This is a genomic window from Streptomyces decoyicus (assembly GCF_019880305.1).
Classification (GTDB): domain Bacteria; phylum Actinomycetota; class Actinomycetes; order Streptomycetales; family Streptomycetaceae; genus Streptomyces; species Streptomyces decoyicus.
This window is the reverse complement of record NZ_CP082301.1, coordinates 1538385-1555209: the sequence shown is the minus strand read 5'-3', so window position 1 is coordinate 1555209 and position 16825 is coordinate 1538385. Positions and strand designations below refer to the sequence as shown.

General features: G+C 71.7%; 17 protein-coding genes. 13 read left to right on the top strand and 4 right to left on the bottom strand.

All coding sequences use genetic code 11. The features are described 5' to 3' along the window. Positions 1 to 12 precede the first annotated feature (12 nt). A complete protein-coding gene (locus K7C20_RS06865; protein ID WP_030083150.1) occupies positions 13 to 744 on the top strand; it encodes an SseB family protein in 732 nt (243 codons plus the stop codon). Between the two features lie 116 nt (positions 745 to 860). Further along, positions 861 to 1613, top strand: a complete 753-nt coding sequence (locus K7C20_RS06860; RefSeq protein ID WP_030083148.1) for an MIP family channel protein — start codon at positions 861 to 863, stop codon at positions 1611 to 1613. A gap of 107 nt (positions 1614 to 1720) precedes the next feature. Here the strand turns inward: K7C20_RS06860 and K7C20_RS06855 are convergent, their stop codons facing one another. After that, entirely contained in the window at positions 1721 to 2101 is a 381-nt protein-coding gene (locus K7C20_RS06855; RefSeq protein ID WP_030083147.1) for a DUF1844 domain-containing protein, read from the bottom strand. Between the two features lie 333 nt (positions 2102 to 2434). On the opposite strand from K7C20_RS06855, the gene infC reads away from it, so the two are divergent. The 8 genes from infC to K7C20_RS06815 all read left to right on the top strand — a co-directional run bounded on the left by infC (position 2435) and on the right by K7C20_RS06815 (position 11571). Next, on the top strand, positions 2435 to 3145 hold the full coding sequence (gene infC, locus K7C20_RS06850) for a translation initiation factor IF-3 (RefSeq protein ID WP_078952806.1): 711 nt from the start codon (positions 2435 to 2437) through the stop codon (positions 3143 to 3145). A 127-nt stretch (positions 3146 to 3272) separates the two neighbouring features. Further along, positions 3273 to 3467 (top strand): 50S ribosomal protein L35, encoded by a 195-nt coding sequence (rpmI, locus tag K7C20_RS06845; RefSeq protein WP_006607578.1) that lies wholly within the window; start codon positions 3273 to 3275, stop codon positions 3465 to 3467. Positions 3468 to 3571: 104 nt separating this feature from the next. Further along, positions 3572 to 3955, top strand: coding sequence for a 50S ribosomal protein L20 (gene rplT / locus K7C20_RS06840; protein ID WP_006607577.1), 384 nt, complete (start codon positions 3572 to 3574; stop codon positions 3953 to 3955). 133 nt (positions 3956 to 4088) lie between these two features. Further along, positions 4089 to 4943 (top strand): TrmH family RNA methyltransferase, encoded by an 855-nt coding sequence (locus K7C20_RS06835; protein WP_030083144.1) that lies wholly within the window; start codon positions 4089 to 4091, stop codon positions 4941 to 4943. A gap of 83 nt (positions 4944 to 5026) precedes the next feature. Beyond that, a complete protein-coding gene (locus tag K7C20_RS06830; RefSeq protein WP_053208469.1) occupies positions 5027 to 6187 on the top strand; it encodes a sensor histidine kinase in 1161 nt (386 codons plus the stop codon). A 191-nt stretch (positions 6188 to 6378) separates the two neighbouring features. Next, entirely contained in the window at positions 6379 to 7503 is a 1125-nt protein-coding gene (gene pheS / locus K7C20_RS06825; protein WP_030083139.1) for a phenylalanine--tRNA ligase subunit alpha, read from the top strand. Continuing rightward, positions 7503 to 10028: a phenylalanine--tRNA ligase subunit beta gene (pheT, locus tag K7C20_RS06820; protein ID WP_053208468.1), complete on the top strand. Its 2526-nt coding sequence runs from the start codon at positions 7503 to 7505 to the stop codon at positions 10026 to 10028. The genes pheS and pheT overlap by 1 nt, the downstream gene beginning before the upstream one ends. 322 nt (positions 10029 to 10350) lie before the next feature. Further along, a complete protein-coding gene (locus tag K7C20_RS06815; RefSeq protein ID WP_030083133.1) occupies positions 10351 to 11571 on the top strand; it encodes a PP2C family protein-serine/threonine phosphatase in 1221 nt (406 codons plus the stop codon). On the opposite strand, the gene K7C20_RS06810 is transcribed toward K7C20_RS06815, so the two are convergent. Beyond that, the gene (locus K7C20_RS06810; RefSeq protein WP_030083131.1) at positions 11546 to 12484 is read right to left on the bottom strand and encodes an oxidoreductase; all 939 of its coding nucleotides are present in this window, start codon (positions 12482 to 12484) and stop codon (positions 11546 to 11548) included. The genes K7C20_RS06815 and K7C20_RS06810 overlap by 26 nt on opposite strands. An 82-nt stretch (positions 12485 to 12566) precedes the next feature. Here K7C20_RS06810 and K7C20_RS06805 point away from each other — a divergent pair, with 82 nt between their 5' ends. From K7C20_RS06805 to K7C20_RS06795, 3 genes are all read left to right on the top strand, one after another. Beyond that, entirely contained in the window at positions 12567 to 13157 is a 591-nt protein-coding gene (locus K7C20_RS06805) for a TetR/AcrR family transcriptional regulator (RefSeq protein WP_030083129.1), read from the top strand. A gap of 124 nt (positions 13158 to 13281) precedes the next feature. Next, positions 13282 to 14619 carry a hypothetical protein gene (locus K7C20_RS06800; protein ID WP_030083127.1) on the top strand — a complete coding sequence of 446 codons (1338 nt, stop codon included), beginning with the start codon at positions 13282 to 13284 and terminating at the stop codon, positions 14617 to 14619. A 48-nt stretch (positions 14620 to 14667) separates the two neighbouring features. Next, positions 14668 to 15198 (top strand): NUDIX domain-containing protein, encoded by a 531-nt coding sequence (locus K7C20_RS06795; protein WP_030083125.1) that lies wholly within the window; start codon positions 14668 to 14670, stop codon positions 15196 to 15198. A gap of 30 nt (positions 15199 to 15228) precedes the next feature. Here K7C20_RS06795 and K7C20_RS06790 read toward each other — a convergent pair whose 3' ends face one another. Then, a complete protein-coding gene (locus K7C20_RS06790; protein ID WP_030083123.1) occupies positions 15229 to 15486 on the bottom strand; it encodes a hypothetical protein in 258 nt (85 codons plus the stop codon). Positions 15487 to 15815: 329 nt separating this feature from the next. Then, positions 15816 to 16673 carry a 3-hydroxybutyryl-CoA dehydrogenase gene (locus K7C20_RS06785; protein WP_030083121.1) on the bottom strand — a complete coding sequence of 286 codons (858 nt, stop codon included), beginning with the start codon at positions 16671 to 16673 and terminating at the stop codon, positions 15816 to 15818. Positions 16674 to 16825 lie beyond the last annotated feature (152 nt).

The following is a 16825-nucleotide window of genomic DNA, read 5'->3' as shown; positions in this document are numbered from 1 at the left end:
TACGCTCACCTCGTGCAGAAGAACATCCCGGACCCCGGTTTCTCCGACGACGACGGCTCCGCCGACCCCGCGCTCGCGGCGGCCCTGGCGGCGTACGGGTCCGACCGGGCCGCCGAGCCCCAGCTCCTGTCGGCGCTGGCCGACGCACGCGTCCTGGTGCCCGTGGTGGCCGTCCTCGGCGAGGTCGAGACCGGCCCCGACGGCCTGCGCCGCGAAAAGACCAGCGACATGGCCGTACCCACCCTCCAGGCCCCGGACGGCCGTCGCGCCCTCCCGGCCTTCACGTCCATGGAGACCCTCCAGCGCTGGCGCGCCGACGCCCGTCCCGTCGCGGTCCCGCTCCAGCAGGCCCTGCTCGCCGCGTCCCACGAGAAGGCCGACACGGTCGTCGTCGATCTCGCCGGTCCGGTCACCTACCAGCTCACCGGCCCCGCCCTGCGCGCGCTGGCCGAGGGCCGCACGAGCGCCGATCCGCTCGCCGACCCGGCCGTCACCGACGCCCTGCGCGCCCTGCTCGACGCCGAGCCCGGGGTGCTCGTCGCCCGTCTCGCGCCCTCCGACGAGACCGACGCCACCCTCGCCCTCCGCCTCGCCCCCGACGCCCGTGCCACCGAGGTGGCCCAGCGGCTGGCCGGGGCGCTGGCTGCCGACGAGGTCCTGCGCGCCCGGCTCGTGCGCGGCCTGGACCTGGCCCTTCTGCCGCCCGGCGCCACGACGGCCGGAGAAGCGCTCTACCGGCGCTGAGCGCCAGCGCCGGGGCCCGGACGCGATGGCCGGGCCCCCGGCCGCCGACGGGCGGGTTCGTCTCCAGGACCGCACAATGCGAGGAGAGCTCAAGATCCACGCGAGGAGAGCCCCCCATGGAGAAAAAGGAGATCTCGACGGTACTGACCCGCGCGGTCGTATCCGAGTTCCTCGGCACCCTGCTCCTGGTGTTCTTCGCCGTCGGCTCGGCAGTGCTGGCGGGCGAGTACATCGGCACCTTCGGCATCGCCCTGGCCTTCGGCTTCACCATGGTGGCGCTGGCCTACGCCCTCGGCCCGATCTCGGGCTGCCACCTCAACCCCGCCGTGACGCTGGGCATGCTCCTGGCCCGCCGGATCGGGCTGCGGACGGCCGCCGAGTACTGGATCGCCCAGGTGGTCGGCGCCATCGTCGGCTCCGCCCTGCTCTTCCTGGTGGCCCGGCAGATCCCGGGGCTCCAGACCCATGCGTCCTTCGGTACGAACGGCTGGGGCGACCGCTCGGCCGTGCACCTCAACCTCGGCGGTGCCTTCGTCGCCGAGATGGTGATGACCTTCCTGCTGGTCTACGTGTGGCTGTCGGTCACCCACAAGGTGGCCGTGATCGGCTTCAACGGCCTGGCGATCGGCCTGGCCCTGGCCACCGTCCACCTCATCGGCATCCCGCTGGACGGCACCTCGGTGAACCCGGCACGCTCCATCGGCCCGGCGCTGTTCGCGGGCGGCGCGGCCATCACCCAGCTGTGGCTGTTCATCGTCGCGCCACTGATCGGCGCCGCCATCGCCGCGGTGGTGCACCCGATCACCCACCCGCCGCACGAGCCGGTCCTCGTCGCCGACGATGCGGTACCGCACGAATCCACGGAGTGAAACGGCCGACGCGCACCCGAGGCGCGCCGCACACCCGACGAGCCCCGGCCGTTCCCGGGCCGGGGCTCGTCGTCTGCGTCTTTGGGCGGCAGTGCCGCGGTCCGGCCTCAGCCGTAGACGGGGCCGGTGTACTTCTCCCCGGGGCCCTGACCCGGCTCGTCCGGCACGACCGAGGCCTCGCGGAACGCCAGCTGGAGCGACTTCAGACCGTCCCTCAGCGGGGCCGCGTGGTACGAGCCGATCTCGGTGGCGCTGGCGGTGACCAGCCCGGCCAGCGCCTGGATGAGCTTGCGCGCCTCGTCGAGGTCCTTGTGCGCCGCGCCCTCCTCGGCGAGACCGAGGTTGACCGCCGCCGAACTCATCAGATGCACCGCGACCGTGGTGATCACCTCGACCGCCGGCACCTCGGCGATGTCACGGGTCATGGCGTCGAAGTCGGGGTTCGCCGCGTTCGGCGCGTCGGGCTGCTGCGGTGTCTGGTCGCTCATGTCTTCGGGCTTCTTCCTGCTGAGGGGACGGCTCCAGCCTATGGGCACCGGGCCCGGACCCCGCGTCCGGGAGTGTCATCCTGGACGCGGGGACGCGGCCCCGTCCGCACACGAGTGGGTGCCACCCCTTGACTCGTGTATTCTGGTACTCCGACCGGCCGGACACGCATGTGACCGGCCCACAAGTGGAGGCTCCGATCTCCCACCCGGCCGACCTCAGGGTTGGCGGGTCAACGGTCCGGCTGCGCCCCGCGAGACATCGCGGCGGTGCTCCAGATCTATGTGGAGCCCCGCCTGTGTCCCGTCCGGGGCATTTTTCGTGTACCGGCGCGGTTGGTCACACCAAAAAGACGTTACGCGGCAGTCCGCCAGGCCGTCGCGTGGTGCTACCGAGGAGGATCCATCAGCGCCGAGCCCCGCATCAACGACCGGATTCGCGTTCCCGAAGTGCGACTTGTCGGTCCCAGCGGCGAGCAGGTCGGGATTGTTCCGCTTGCCAAGGCCCTTGAGCTTGCTCAGGAGTACGACCTCGACCTGGTCGAGGTGGCGGCGAACGCTCGCCCGCCCGTCTGCAAGCTCATGGACTACGGAAAGTTCAAGTACGAGTCGGCCATGAAGGCCCGTGAGGCGCGCAAGAACCAGGCGCACACGGTCATCAAGGAGATGAAGCTCCGGCCGAAGATCGACCCGCACGACTACGACACCAAAAAGGGTCACGTCGTCCGGTTCCTCAAGCAGGGTGACAAGGTCAAGATCACGATCATGTTCCGTGGTCGCGAGCAGTCCCGCCCCGAGCTGGGCTTCCGGCTGCTGCAGCGGCTCGCGTCCGACGTGGAGGACCTCGGCTTCATCGAGTCGAATCCGAAGCAGGACGGCCGAAACATGATCATGGTCCTCGGTCCGCACAAGAAGAAGACCGAGGCGATGGCCGAAGCCCGCGAGGCGCAGGCCGCCCGCAAGGCGGAGCGCCAGGGCGGAGTTGCCGCGGACGAGTCCGCCGACGAGCCCGCCGAGGAGCCCACCGAGGAGCACGCCCAGGCGTGATCCCCGAGGCGTGCGCCCCGGAGTCCGTCCGGGGCACCGCGCCGCGGACACCTAACCGATACATCTGACGCTCCCGCTTGCCGGATCCCTGCCTGCGGGAGCGCCACTGACGAGGAGAGAACGGCGCATGCCGAAGAACAAGACGCACAGCGGTGCCAGCAAGCGCTTCAAGATCACCGGCTCCGGCAAGGTGCTCCGCGAGCGCGCCGGCAAGCGCCACCTGCTCGAGCACAAGTCGTCCCGCGTGACGCGTCGCCTCACCGGCAACGCCGAGATGGCCCCGGGCGACGCCGCGAAGATCAAGAAGCTTCTCGGCAAGTGAGCCGCCGCGCCCCACTGACTGGAGGGGGCGCGCGACTCGGACCGGGACTCAATCGATTCGGGCCGTGTGACGACAACCACGGCCCCGCTACAAGGAGTTAACAAGTGGCACGCGTCAAGCGGGCAGTCAACGCCCACAAGAAGCGCCGGGCGATCCTCGAGCAGGCCAGCGGCTACCGTGGCCAGCGCTCCCGCCTGTACCGCAAGGCGAAGGAGCAGGTCACCCACTCCCTCGTCTACAACTACAACGACCGCAAGAAGCGCAAGGGCGACTTCCGTCAGCTGTGGATCCAGCGCATCAACGCCGCTGCCCGCGCCAACGGCATGACGTACAACCGCTTCATCCAGGGTCTGAAGGCCGCCAACATCGAGGTGGACCGCAAGATCCTGGCCGACCTCGCGGTGACGGACGCCAACGCGTTCGCCGCGCTCGTCGAGGTTGCCCAGAAGGCGCTTCCGAGCGACGTCAACGCCCCGAAGGCTGCCTGAACCTCAGCCTGACGACGTTGTGATGCGGACCCGCAGGCCCCGGCCTGCGGGTCCGCTGCTTTTCCGGACCGGGCCAGGTCTCTTCGGACGGACCGGCCCCCACGCACCGAACCAAAGAAGCGAGCCGCCGCCCATGGGCACCCCCGAGCTGATCTCCCCGCGTTCCCCGCGCGTCACCGCCGCCCGGCGGCTGGCCCGCCGCGCCTTCCGCGGCAAGGAGCGCCGGTTCATCGCCGAGGGCCCGCAGGCCGTACGGGAGGCCATCGCGCACCGCACGGGCAGCGCTCCCACGCTCATCGAGCTGTTCGCCACCGTCGAGGCCGCCGAGCGGCACGCCGAGATCGTCGAGGCGGCCCGCGCCGCCGGGGTGCGGGTGCACTTCGCCGACGACCGGACCATCGCCGACATCTCCCAGACCGTCACTCCGCAGGGGCTCCTGGGCGTCTGCGAGTTCCTCGACTCGCCGTTCGAGGAGATCCTCGCCGCCCGCCCGCAGCTGGTCGCGGTGCTCGCCAACGTCCGTGACCCCGGCAACGCCGGCACGGTGCTGCGCTGCGCGGACGCCGCGGGCGCGGACGCCGTCGTGCTGACCGACGCCTCCGTGGACCTCTACAACCCCAAGTCCGTACGGGCCTCGGTCGGTTCGCTCTTCCACCTCCCGGTCGCGGTGGGCGTACCGGTCGAGCGGGTGGTCGGCGGGCTCCAGGCCGCCGGCGTACGGATCCTCGCCGCCGACGGCGCGGGCGACCGTGACCTGGACGCCGAGCTGGACACCGGCTCCATGTGCGGGCCCACCGCCTGGGTCTTCGGCAACGAGGCCTGGGGTCTGCCGGAGGAGACCCGGGCGCTGGCGGACGCGGTCGTACGGGTCCCCATCCACGGCAAGGCCGAGAGCCTCAACCTCGCGACGGCCGCCGCGGTCTGCCTCTACGCCTCCGCCCGCGCCCAGCGCAGCCCCGGCGGATGCCGCGCGGTGTCACCCGCCTGAGGGGCGTACCGGGGAACTCCGCGGCACTTCCGATCCGAGCTAGTAGGCTTGCGTGCTCGGGGGCCCGGAAGGGGGTAACGGGGATGAGTGTGAGGACTTCCGGCACCGCAGTCACCGCTGGCAGCAGCCCGTCCGACGGACCGGCACGCGGGCCGTCGCCCACGACTGCCGCGGCACCGGACATCCTGGGGACCGGTCTCGGACTGGATCCCGACGACCTGCCCGACGGTCTGGTCGTCGCCGACGAGACCGGCCGGGTGATCTGCTTCAACGCCGCGGCGGCCAGGATCACCGACATCACCCCCGAGCACGCGCTCGGCCGCCCCCTCGAACACGCCCTGCCGCTCCAGGACATCGAGGGCCGCCGCTGGTGGCGGCTCACCGACCCCTACGGCGGGCTCGCCATCCGCCGCGGCCAGCCCGAGCGCAATCTGCTGCTCGGCGGCCGCGAGGTGCTGGTCTCCGCCCGCTATGTCCGCAGCCGGCCGACGGGTCCCGTGCAACGGCTGGTGATCGCGCTGCGCGGCACCGAGGCCCGGCGCCGCACGGAGCTCAGCCACGCCGAGCTGATCGCCACCGTCGCCCATGAGCTGCGCTCGCCGCTGACCTCCGTCAAGGGCTTCACCGCCACCCTCCTCCAGAAGTGGGAACGTTTCACCGACGACCAGAAGCGGCTGATGCTGGAGACGGTGGACGCCGACGCCAACCGCGTCACCCGGCTGATCGCCGAGCTGCTGGACATCTCCCGGATCGACTCCGGCCGTCTGGAGGTGCGTCGGCAGCGGGTCGACATGAGCGCCGCGGTCCGCCGGCACGTCCAGGCGCAGACCACCGCCGGCCAGCGCCCGGACCGCTTCCTGATCCGGATGCTGGAACCGCTGCCCGATCTGTGGGCGGACCCGGACAAGGTCGACCAGGTGCTGGGCAACCTGCTGGAAAATGCGGTGCGCCACGGCGAGGGAACCGTCACCATCGAGGTCGGACCGGTATCGGATACGACCAGCACGGAGGGGACGAGCGTCACCGTGAGCGACGAGGGCCCCGGCATCCCGGAGGAATCGATGAGCCGCGTGTTCACCCGCTTCTGGCGGGGCAGCAAGCGCGGCGGCACGGGCCTGGGCCTCTACATCGTCAAGGGCATCGTCGAGGCCCACGGCGGGACGATCACGGTCGGCCGGGCGCCGGCCGGCGGCGCGCAGTTCCGATTCAGCCTGCCCGTCGCGGCCCCGGCCTTCATGGCCTGAGCGGACGCGGCGGGCGCCCCGCACGGGGGCGCGGACCGGCCGCGCGGCCCGTCCCCCTTAGACTTGACCTTTGGCACCTTTGGCGCACAGGCATCGCGGGCACAGCGCGGGCTCGGCATCCGGCCTTTGTGATCGAAGAGCCGAGGCGACGCGAGCCAAGCCAAGCCAGTCCACCGGAAGCACGGGAAGAGATGTCCGCACCCAATAAGTCGTACGACCCTGTCGAGGTCGAAGCCCTGAAACCGGAAGAGATCGCCGCACGGCTGGACGAGGCGCTGGCCGCCATCGCCGCCGCGGCCGATCTCGAGGAGCTGCGTGAGGTGAAGGTCGCGCACACCGGCGACCGCTCGCCGCTCGCGCTCGCCAACCGTGAGATCGGCGCCCTGCCCCCGCACGCCAAGGCGGACGCCGGCAAGCGCGTCGGCCAGGCCCGTGGCCGGGTGAACCAGGCGCTCAAGGTCCGCCAGGAGGAGCTGGAGGCCGAGCGCGACGCCCGTGTGCTGGTCGAGGAGGCGGTGGATGTCACGCTGCCCTACGACCGCACCCCGGCCGGTGCCCGGCACCCGCTCACCACGTTCATGGAGCGGGTCGCGGACGTCTTCGTGGCCATGGGCTACGAGGTCGCCGAGGGCCCCGAGGTCGAGGCGGAGTGGTTCAACTTCGACGCCCTCAACTTCGTGCCCGACCACCCGGCGCGCCAGATGCAGGACACGTTCTTCGTCCAGGGCAACGGCACCGAGGGCGATGAGTCCGGTGTCGTGCTGCGCACCCACACCTCGCCGGTCCAGGCCCGTACGCTCGTCGACCGCGAGCCGCCGGTCTACGTCGTCTGCCCGGGGCGGGTCTACCGCACCGACGAGCTGGACGCCACGCACTCCCCGGTCTTCCACCAGATCGAGCTGCTCGCCGTCGACGAGGGCCTGACCATGGCCGACCTCAAGGGCACCCTCGACCACATGGTCCGGGCGCTGTTCGGCCCCGACATGAAGACCCGGCTGCGGCCGAACTACTTCCCGTTCACCGAGCCGTCCGCCGAGATGGACATGGTCTGCTACGTCTGCCGTGGCGAGTCCGTGGGCAACCCCGACCGCCCCTGCCGCACCTGCTCCAGCGAGGGCTGGATCGAGCTCGGCGGCTGCGGCATGGTCAACCCCAAGGTGCTCGTGGCCTGCGGCGTCGACCCGGAGAAGTACAGCGGCTTCGCCTTCGGGTTCGGCATCGACCGGATGCTGATGTTCCGGCACAACGTGGAAGACATGCGCGACATGTTCGAAGGCGACGTCCGGTTCACCCGGCCGTTCGGGATGGAGATCTGATGCGGGTCCCGCTTTCTTGGCTGCGGGAGTACGTCGACCTGCCGGCGACGGAGACCGGCCGTGACGTACAGGCCAAGCTCATTGCCGTCGGCCTGGAGGTCGAGACCGTCGAGCGCCTCGGCGAGGGCCTCAAGGGTCCGCTCGTCGTCGGCCAGGTGCTGACCATCGAGGAGCTGGAGGGCTTCAAGAAGCCGATCCGCTTCTGCACGGTGGATGTCGGCCAGGCCAACGGCACGGGCGAGCCGCAGGAAATCGTCTGCGGCGCGCGGAACTTCGCCGTCGGCGACAAGGTCGTGGTCGTCCTCCCCGGCGCCGTGCTGCCCGGCGACTTCAAGATCGCCGCGCGCAAGACGTACGGCAAGACCTCGCACGGCATGATCTGCTCCGGCGACGAGCTGGGCATGGGCGACGACGGCACGCACGGCATCATCGTGCTGCCGCCCGAGTACGAGGTCGGCACCGACGCGATCGAGCTGCTGGAGCTCGTCGACGAGGTGCTGGACATCGCCGTCACCCCGGACCGCGGCTACTGCCTGTCGATGCGCGGTGTCGCCCGTGAGGCCGCCACCGCCTACGGCCTGCCGCTGCGCGACCCGGCGCTGCTGGACGTGCCGCCGCCGAACGCCGCCGGCTACCCCGTCCAGGTCTCCGACCCGTTGGGCTGCGACCGCTTCACCGCCCGTACGGTCACCGGCCTGGAGCCCGGCGCGCGCACCCCGCTGTGGATGCAGCGCCGGCTCCAGAAGGCCGGGATGCGTCCGGTCTCGCTGGCCGTCGACATCACCAACTACGTGATGCTGGAGCTCGGCCAGCCGCTGCACGCCTACGACCGCACCAGCGTGGACGGTCCGATCGGCGTCCGGCGGGCGGCCCCCGGTGAGAAGCTGACCACCCTGGACGGCACCAAGCGGGTGCTCGACGCCGCGGACCTGGTCATCACCGACAACCGCGGCCCCATCGGCCTCGCGGGTGTCATGGGCGGCGCCAACACCGAGATCGCGGGCGGGGTCACCGACCCCGGGACCGGCGAGCAGCGCGGCACCACCGACGTCGTGATCGAGGCCGCGCACTTCGACGCGCTCTCCATCGCCCGTACGGCCCGCCGCCACAAGCTGTCCTCGGAGGCCGCCAAGCGCTTCGAGCGCGGGGTGGACCCGGAGGCCGCGTCCGCCGCCGCGCAGCGCACCGTCGACCTGCTGGTGCTGCTCGCGGGCGGCACCGCCGAGGACGGCGTCACCGAGGTCGTCACGCCCAGCGGGCCGCGCACGATCACCATCTCCGCCGACCACCCGGACAAGGTCGCCGGCGTCGCCTACGGCCGGGAGACCGTCGTCCGCCGCCTCCAGCAGGTCGGCTGCGACGCCTACGGCCAGGACGAGCTGGTCGTGACCGTGCCGTCCTGGCGGCCGGATCTCAGCGAGCCGAACGACCTGGCCGAAGAGGTCATCCGGCTGGAGGGCTACGAGAACCTGCCCTCCACCCTCCCGAAGCCGCCGGCCGGCCGTGGGCTGACCGAGCGTCAGCGGCTGCACCGCAGGGTCGGCCGGGTGCTGGCCGGTGCGGGCTATGTCGAGGCGCTGAACTACCCGTTCACCGGCTCGCACGTCCTCGACCAGCTCGGCATCGAGTCCGACGACCCGCGCCGCGCGGCCGTCACCCTCGTCAACCCGCTCTCCGACGAGGAGCCCGACCTCCGTACGACGCTGATCCCGGGTCTGCTGAACGCGCTGCGCCGCAACTACGGCCGCGGCACGCACGATCTGGCGCTCTTCGAGACCGGACCGGTCTTCCGGGCGACCGGTGACGAGCAGCCGGCCAGCCGGCTGGTCGTGGACCGCCGGCCGACCGACGACGAGATCGCCTCGCTGGACGCCTCGCTGCCGCAGCAGCCGCGGCGTGCCGCCGTGGTGCTCGCCGGGGGGCGTGAGCAGGACGGCTGGTGGGGCGGCGCACGCCCCGCGGTCTGGGCCGACGCCATCGAGGCGGGCCGGACCGTCGCACGGGAGGCAGGGGTCGAGCTGATCGTCCGTCAGGACCAGCACGCCCCGTTCCACCCGGGCCGCTGTGCGGCGCTGCTCGCCGTCGTCGACGGTGAGGAGATCCTCGTCGGCAACGCCGGTGAGCTGCACCCGCGCGTCATCAAGACGCTGGCCCTGCCCGAGCGCACCTGCGCGATGGAGATCGACCTGGACCGGCTGGAGCAGGCCGGCACCGGACCGCTGCGGGCCCCGAAGATCTCCGCCTTCCCGGTCGCGACCCAGGACGTCGCCCTCGTGGTCGACGACTCCGTCCCGGCCGCCGAGGTCGAGGGCGCGCTGCGCGACGGTGCGGGGGAACTGCTGGAGTCGCTGCGGCTGTTCGACGTCTTCACCGGTGAGCAGATCGGCGCCGGAAAGAAGTCGCTGGCGTATGCGCTGCGCTTCCGTTCCGCCGACCGGACGCTGACCGCCGAGGAGGCCTCGGCGGCGCGTGACGCGGCGGTCGCGGTGGCCGTGGAGCGGACGGCAGCGGTGCTGCGCGGCTGAACACGGCCCGCCACGGCGTGATCGAGGGGTGAGGGCCCGGACGGTGAGACCGTCCGGGCCCTCACCCTTTTCCGCTGAGCGGCGGGAAGGTGCGGAGGGGCAGGGCGGGTGCCCTGAGGCCGCCCGCGGCTGGTGTGGGCGTGGCCGTCGGTCCCAGGGAGACGATCAGATCCGTACACCATCACTCAATCGGGTGATGGTGTACGGATCGTCGTCGGACGGATACGGAACGTCGCAAGAATCGACCAGGTCGTGGCGGGCCGCGCGTAGGCGCGGCAGCGGGCCCGACCGACCCGCTCAACGCCTTAGGGGGACCACCGGCATGATCCGAACCCGGGCGAGGGGCGGAGCACGCGCCGGAGCGGAAACCGCGCGGCGCGCCTTCGTCTTCGTCCTGCCCGGCCTCTGGGTGCTCGGGGTGGTGGCCTGGGAGCTGTGCCATCCGACCAGCGGCCGGCTGTTGCAGCTGCTCTCCGCCGCACCGGCCATCGCCTGCGCGGGCACCGGCCGCCGCCAGTGTGTGCTGCTCGGCGGGCTGTGCGCGCTGCTCGCGCTGGTGCCGTTCGGCGAGGTGGAGCCCGGTGCCGGGGCGGGCACGCGGATCATCACCTGCGGTGCGACCCTCGCGGTGATCGGCGCCAGCTATCTGACGGCGGGGCGGCGGCTGCGGCTGGTCCGGGAGTTGGAGCGCACCCGGGAGGTGGCCGTCGCCGCACAGCGGGTGGTGCTGCGGCCGTTGCCCCGGCGGATCGGCGGGGTGCTGCTGGCGGCCGACCATCTCTCCGCGAGCGAGGGTGCCATGGTCGGCGGGGATCTCTACGAGGTCGTGGGGACCCGGCACGGGGTGCGGGCGGTGATCGGGGATGTGCGCGGGCACGGCCTGGAGGCCATAGGCACGGTGGCGGCGATGCTCGGCAGCTTTCGCGAAGTGGTGCACGACGAGCCCGAACTGGGCGACGTGCTGCGGCGGTTGGAGCGGTCGCACCAGCGGCATCTGCGGGAGCGGGCGCTTGCCGAGGGCCCGGTGGCCGGCGCCGGGGAACCGGAGAATGCGCTCGCGGAGGAGTTTGTGACGCTGCTGCTTCTGGAGGTGGCGCAGGACGGGTCCGTCACGGCGCTGAACTGCGGGCATCCGTGGCCGTACCGGGTCGCCTGCCGGGCGGTCGCACCGGTCGCACCGGCCGAGCCGATGCCGCCGTTGGGGCTGTTCCCGTTACCGGAGCAGCTGTCCGTGGTGCGGTGCGGGCGGCTGCGGCCCGGGGAGGGGCTGTTCCTGCACACCGACGGGGCGGCCGACGCGCGGGATGCGGCGGGGGAGTTCTTTCCGTTGGCGCAGGAACTGCGCAGCAGCGTCATGGCGGCCGCGGCACCGTGCGGTCCCTCGCCGTCCGGTGTGGTCGGGGAGGTGCGGAAGGCGCTGCTGCGGCATGCGGGCGGGCGGCTGACGGATGATGTGGCGCTGCTGATGCTGAGCAATGACCGGGTGCGGGTGCCGGCGTCGTCGGCCGGCACCCCGCCTACCGGGGAGCGCCTTCCGCGGTGACCTCCCGGCCGGTCGGGGAGGGGAAGGCGACACCGGTCAGTTCCTCGGACGCCTGCCACAGCCGCCGGGCGCTCTCCGGGTCGCTGGCAGCGGCCGTCCTGCCGACCATCGTGGGTGCGCCGCGCATCTCGCCGACGCCGTCGGGGCCGAGGTAGGAGGCACCGGGCAGGTCCTGGGTGGCGGCGTAGAGCGTGGGCAGCGCACCGGCCTTGTTGTCCTGGGCGACCACGCGGTTGCCGACCTGCATCACCGCGCGCCGCAGCACGCTGACATCGGCGCCCTGGAGGTTGGTGGCGGCCCAGCCCGGGTGCGCGGCGAGGGCGCGCACCGGCGATCCCGCGGCGGCGAGACGGCGCTGAAGCTCCAGGGTGAACAGCAGGTTGGCCAGCTTGGACTGGCTGTAGGCGGTGACGGGGCGGTAGGCGCCGGTCAGGTTCAGGTTGTCGAAGTGGATGCGGTTGCCGGGCATCCGGTGGGCTCCGGAGGAGACGGTCACCACGCGGTCGGTGACGTGCGGCAGCAGCAGGTTGGTCAGCGCGAAGTGACCGAGGTGGTTGGTGCCGAGCTGCATCTCGAAGCCGTCCTTGGTCCGGGACTCCGGGATGTTCATGACACCAGCGTTGTTGATCAGCAGATCGACCGGACCGTGCCAGGCGGCGGCGAACTCGCGTACGGAGGCGAGGTCGGCCAGGTCGAGGCGGCGGACCTCGACGCTGCCCCGGGCGCCGCGCACGGTGTCGGCGGCGGCCTCGCCGCGTGCGGTGTCGCGAACGGCGAGGACGACATGGGCACCCGCGCGGGCGAGGGCGTCGACGGTGGCGATGCCGAGTCCGCTGTTGGCGCCGGTCACCACGGCGGTGCGGCCGGTCTGGTCGGGAATGTCGGTGGCGTTCCATTTCGGGGTGTGAGTCATGGGCATCAATGTAGGCAACGCCAACAATGATGTCAATGCCAACAATGTAGCCAGTGAATACATGGGGGATAGGATGGCGGTCATGCAGACTCGTCGTTACCACCACGGAGACCTGCGCGCCGCGCTGCTCACCCGCGCCGAGCAGACGCTCCGCGAGAAGGGCCCCGGCGCACTGTCCCTGCGGGAGCTGGCCCGCGACCTCGGCGTCAGTCATGCCGCGCCGAGCCGGCACTTCAAGGACAAGCAGGCGCTGCTCGACGCGCTGGCGCTGGCCGGATTCGAGCGGCTGGACGAGGCGCTGGCGGCGTCCCGGGCGGCGGGCGAGACCTTCGCCGACCGGCTCGGCGGGCTCGTCCGCGCCTATGTGGACTTCGCCCTCGCCAATGCCGAGCTGCTCGACCTGATGTACACGGTCAAGCACGACCCGGCGGCGTCCGAAGCGCTGATCACGGCCGCTCAGCGGCTGGGGGCGATGGCGGGGGAGCTGGTCGCGGAGGGCCAGCGCAGCGGTGAGGTGCGGGAGGGGCCCGTCGACGACATCGGGATGCCGGTGTTCACCACCCTGCACGGATTCGCCAGCTTCGCGGTGAGCGGTGTGCTCTCCGCCGAGCAGGTCGGGTCCGGCCTCGATGCGGTCATCGCGTACATGGTGCGGGGCTGCGCGCCGCGTTGAGCCGCCGACGCCCTTCACACCCCGTGTGAGGGGCGGTTGACTACGCTCGACTCACGGAGTCGTGGAGTCGACGAGGCCGTGAGCCGGGGGCCCGCGGGCGGGCCCGGCTCACCGGGAGGCCGGTATGGAGCCCAACACCCTGCTGGACGCGATCCTCGACGAGGCCGGTATCTCGCATGCCGGGCTCGCCGCACGCATCAACCAGCTCGGCAGGTGTCGTGGTCTGGCGCTGCGCTACGAACACACGGCGGTGGCCCGGTGGTTGAAGGGGCAGCGGCCGCGTGGGCAGGTGCCCGATCTGATCTGCGAGATCCTCGGCGAACGGCTGCACCGGCCGGTCGGGCTCGACGACATCGGCTTCAGCGGTCCGGGGTCGGCGCGCGCCTCCGGCACCCCGCTCTCCGGTTTCGTCGAACGGGCCACCGCGCTGTGGCGGTCCGATGAGCAGCAGCGGCCGCACCTCCTCGACGCCCCGGCGCTCACCGGAACCTCGGCGGTCATCCCCGTATGGGAGTGGGAGAACCCTCCCGAGGACTCCGATGTGTCGCGCGACGGGCTGACCCGGGTCGGTACGGCCGACATCGAGATGCTGGGCGCCGCGCGGACGCACTACGAGACGATGTACCGGAAGGCGGGTGGTGTCGCTACCAGAGCACGCATCGTGGGATTCCTCAACGCCGAGGCGGCGCCGCTGCTGCGGGGCAGCTACAGCGATGCGACGGGACGTCAGCTCCACCGGGCGACCGGCGGGCTGGTCGCGGTCGCGGGCATCTGCGCGTACGACTCGGACTCTCTCGGGCTGGCCCAGCGCTACTTCCATCAGGCGTTACGGCTGGCCAAGGCCAGCGGGGACCGCGGCCTGGGCGCGTATGTCATCGCGCTGCTGGTCAACCAGTCCCTCTTCGTACGGGAATACCGCCAGGCCGTCGCCTTCGCGGAGGCGGCGCTGCGGGCCGCGGGCCCGCAGATCACCCCGGCGCTCTCCGCGGACCTCTACGCGATGCAGGCCAAGTCCTACGCCCGGCTCGGCGACGGCGCGGGCGCGCTGTCGTGCATCCGGCGTGCGGAGGCGGCCGCGGAGCGCATCCGGCCCGGCCTGGAGCCCGCCGAGACGGGCTACGTCCAGCCCGGCCTGGTGAACGTACAAGTGGCGGAGGCGCTGCTCAGCCTCGGTGACCTGCGGGCCGCCCGGGAGCAGGCGGACGCCGCCGTCGACACCCCCGCACACGACCGCGGCCGGGTCCACCGGCTGGCCATGCTCACCCATATCGAGCTGCGCCAAGGCGATGCGGACCGGGCCGTGGCCAATGCCGCGCAGATGACGGAGCAGGCTCGCGGCATGGAGTCGCAACGGCTGCGGGACCGGCTGCGGGCGGTGCGCGAGCATCTGGCGGAGACCGGGAGCTCCGCGACGGACGAGGCTGCCGATCTCATCGACGAGGTGCTGCGCGTTCCCCTCTGACCGGGCTCGTGTCACCTTGCCGGCTCCTCAGCGGAAGGTGGCAGTTACGTGCGTTGGAACAATCTCAGCGAAAAGCCCGTCTACGCGAACCCCTGGTTCCGGGTCAATCTGGCCGATGTGGAACTGCCCGACGGCCGTCACCTGGATCACTATCTGATCCGGATGCGTCCCGTCGCCGTGGCCACGATGGTCAATGAGGCCAATGAGGTGCTGCTGTTGTGGCGGCACCGGTTCATCACCGACACCTGGGGCTGGGAGCTGGCCGCCGGTGTGGTCGAGGACGGCGAGGACATCGCGGCGGCGGCCGCCCGGGAGATGGAGGAGGAGACCGGGTGGCGCCCGGGGCCCCTCCACCATCTCCTGACGGTGGAGCCCTCCAATGGCCTCACCGATGCCCGGCATCACCTCTACTGGTCCGAGGAGGGCGAGTACACCGGTCTGCCCCAGGACGGCTTCGAATCCGAGCGGCGGGAGTGGGTCTCACTGAAGCTGGTGCCCGACATGGTGGCGCGAGGGGAGGTGCCGGCCGCCAATATGGCCGCCGGGCTGCTGATGCTGCACCACATCCGGCTGGGCTGACCGGACCTGGCCGGTGACCGCGACCGGCGGTCATCGGCCCATGGCCTGCCACAGTGCGACCACCAGCGCCGCGAGCCCCGTGAGTGCGGCGAGGGACGGCAGTGGCCAGCGGGTGCTCTCCAGTCGTGTGACGCGGGCCTGCAGTTCGTCCGCGTCACGCTCCTTCTGCTCGGAGCGCTGGGCGAGCAGCGCGAGTTGGCCGTCGACACGGGCGGTGCGGACGTCCAGGAGGCGTCTCAGCTCCGCTAAGTCGGCGGTGACCAGATCGGGTTCGGGGTGGGCGGTCACGGTCCGCTCCTCATTCCTTCAGTCAGTGACGTCGTGGTCCGTACGGGCATCAGTCAACTGCGCTGCGGCGAAGGAAGGGAGCGTGTGCGGTGGGGATATGCGGGTCTGCGGCGCACACCCCGTGTGAAGTGACGGGGGGTGACGGCGGGCGGCCATTCGTACGGGGTGTGAAGGGAGCACTCCGAACGGGGCGCTTCACACGCTCCCGTACGCGCCCGCGCGGGGGTTGACTCGGAGGTGCCACGGGGGCCGACGCCGGCGGACGGGCGCCCGCCGGCCCGGGGTCCGCCCGCCGGTTTCCCCCGAGCGGCGGGCGGACCGCCCCGGACTCAGTACGAGTAGAAGCCCGACCCGGACTTACGGCCCAGCCGGCCCGCGTCGACCATCCGCGCGAGCAGCGGGGGAGCGGCGTACAGGGGTTCCTTGTACTCGTGGTACATCGACTCGGCGACCGAGGCGACGGTGTCCAGGCCGATCAGGTCGGTCAGCTTGAGCGGGCCCATCGGGTGGGCGCAGCCCATCTCCATGCCGTTGTCGATGTCCTCGCGGCTGGCGATGCCCGACTCGAACATCCGGATCGCGGAGAGCAGGTACGGGATGAGCAGGGCGTTGACGACGAAGCCCGAGCGGTCCTGGGCGCGGATCGCATGCTTGTCCAGCACGTCCTGCACCAGGGCCTCGGCCCGCTTGATGGTCTCCTCGCCGGTGGTCAGCGCGGGGATCAGCTCGACGAGCTTCTGCACCGGTGCCGGGTTGAAGAAGTGGATCCCGATGACCTGGTCGGGGCGGGAGGTGGCGACCGCCAGCTTCACCAGCGGGATCGACGAGGTGTTGGACGCCAAGATGGCGTCCGGCCGAGTGATCACCTGGTCGAGGACCTGGAAGATCTCGGTCTTGACCTGCTCGTTCTCCACGACGGCCTCGATGACGAGGTCGCGGTCGGCGAACTCACCGAGGTCGGTGGTGAAGCTGAGCCGGTCGAGCGTCGCGTCGCGCTCCTCGGCGGTGATCTTGCCGCGCTCGGCGGCCTTGCCGAGAGAGTTGGTCAAACGGGTGCGACCCAGCTCCAGAGCTTCGCCGGTGGTCTCGGCGACCATGACGTCCAGTCCGGCGCGGGCGCACACCTCGGCGATGCCTGCGCCCATCTGGCCGCAACCGACCACTCCGACGCGTTCGATGTCGGTCACATCGTGCCTTTCGCTGATCTTCAGGACCGGCGGTATGCCGTAAGGGTCCGGCGCCCGCCTCGGCCCCGACGTTACTCCGCGGGGTGCTGTGCTACGGGCGGCGGGGCGGGCATTCTGAGCCCTCAGGACGGGACGAACCGGACAACCTGGGG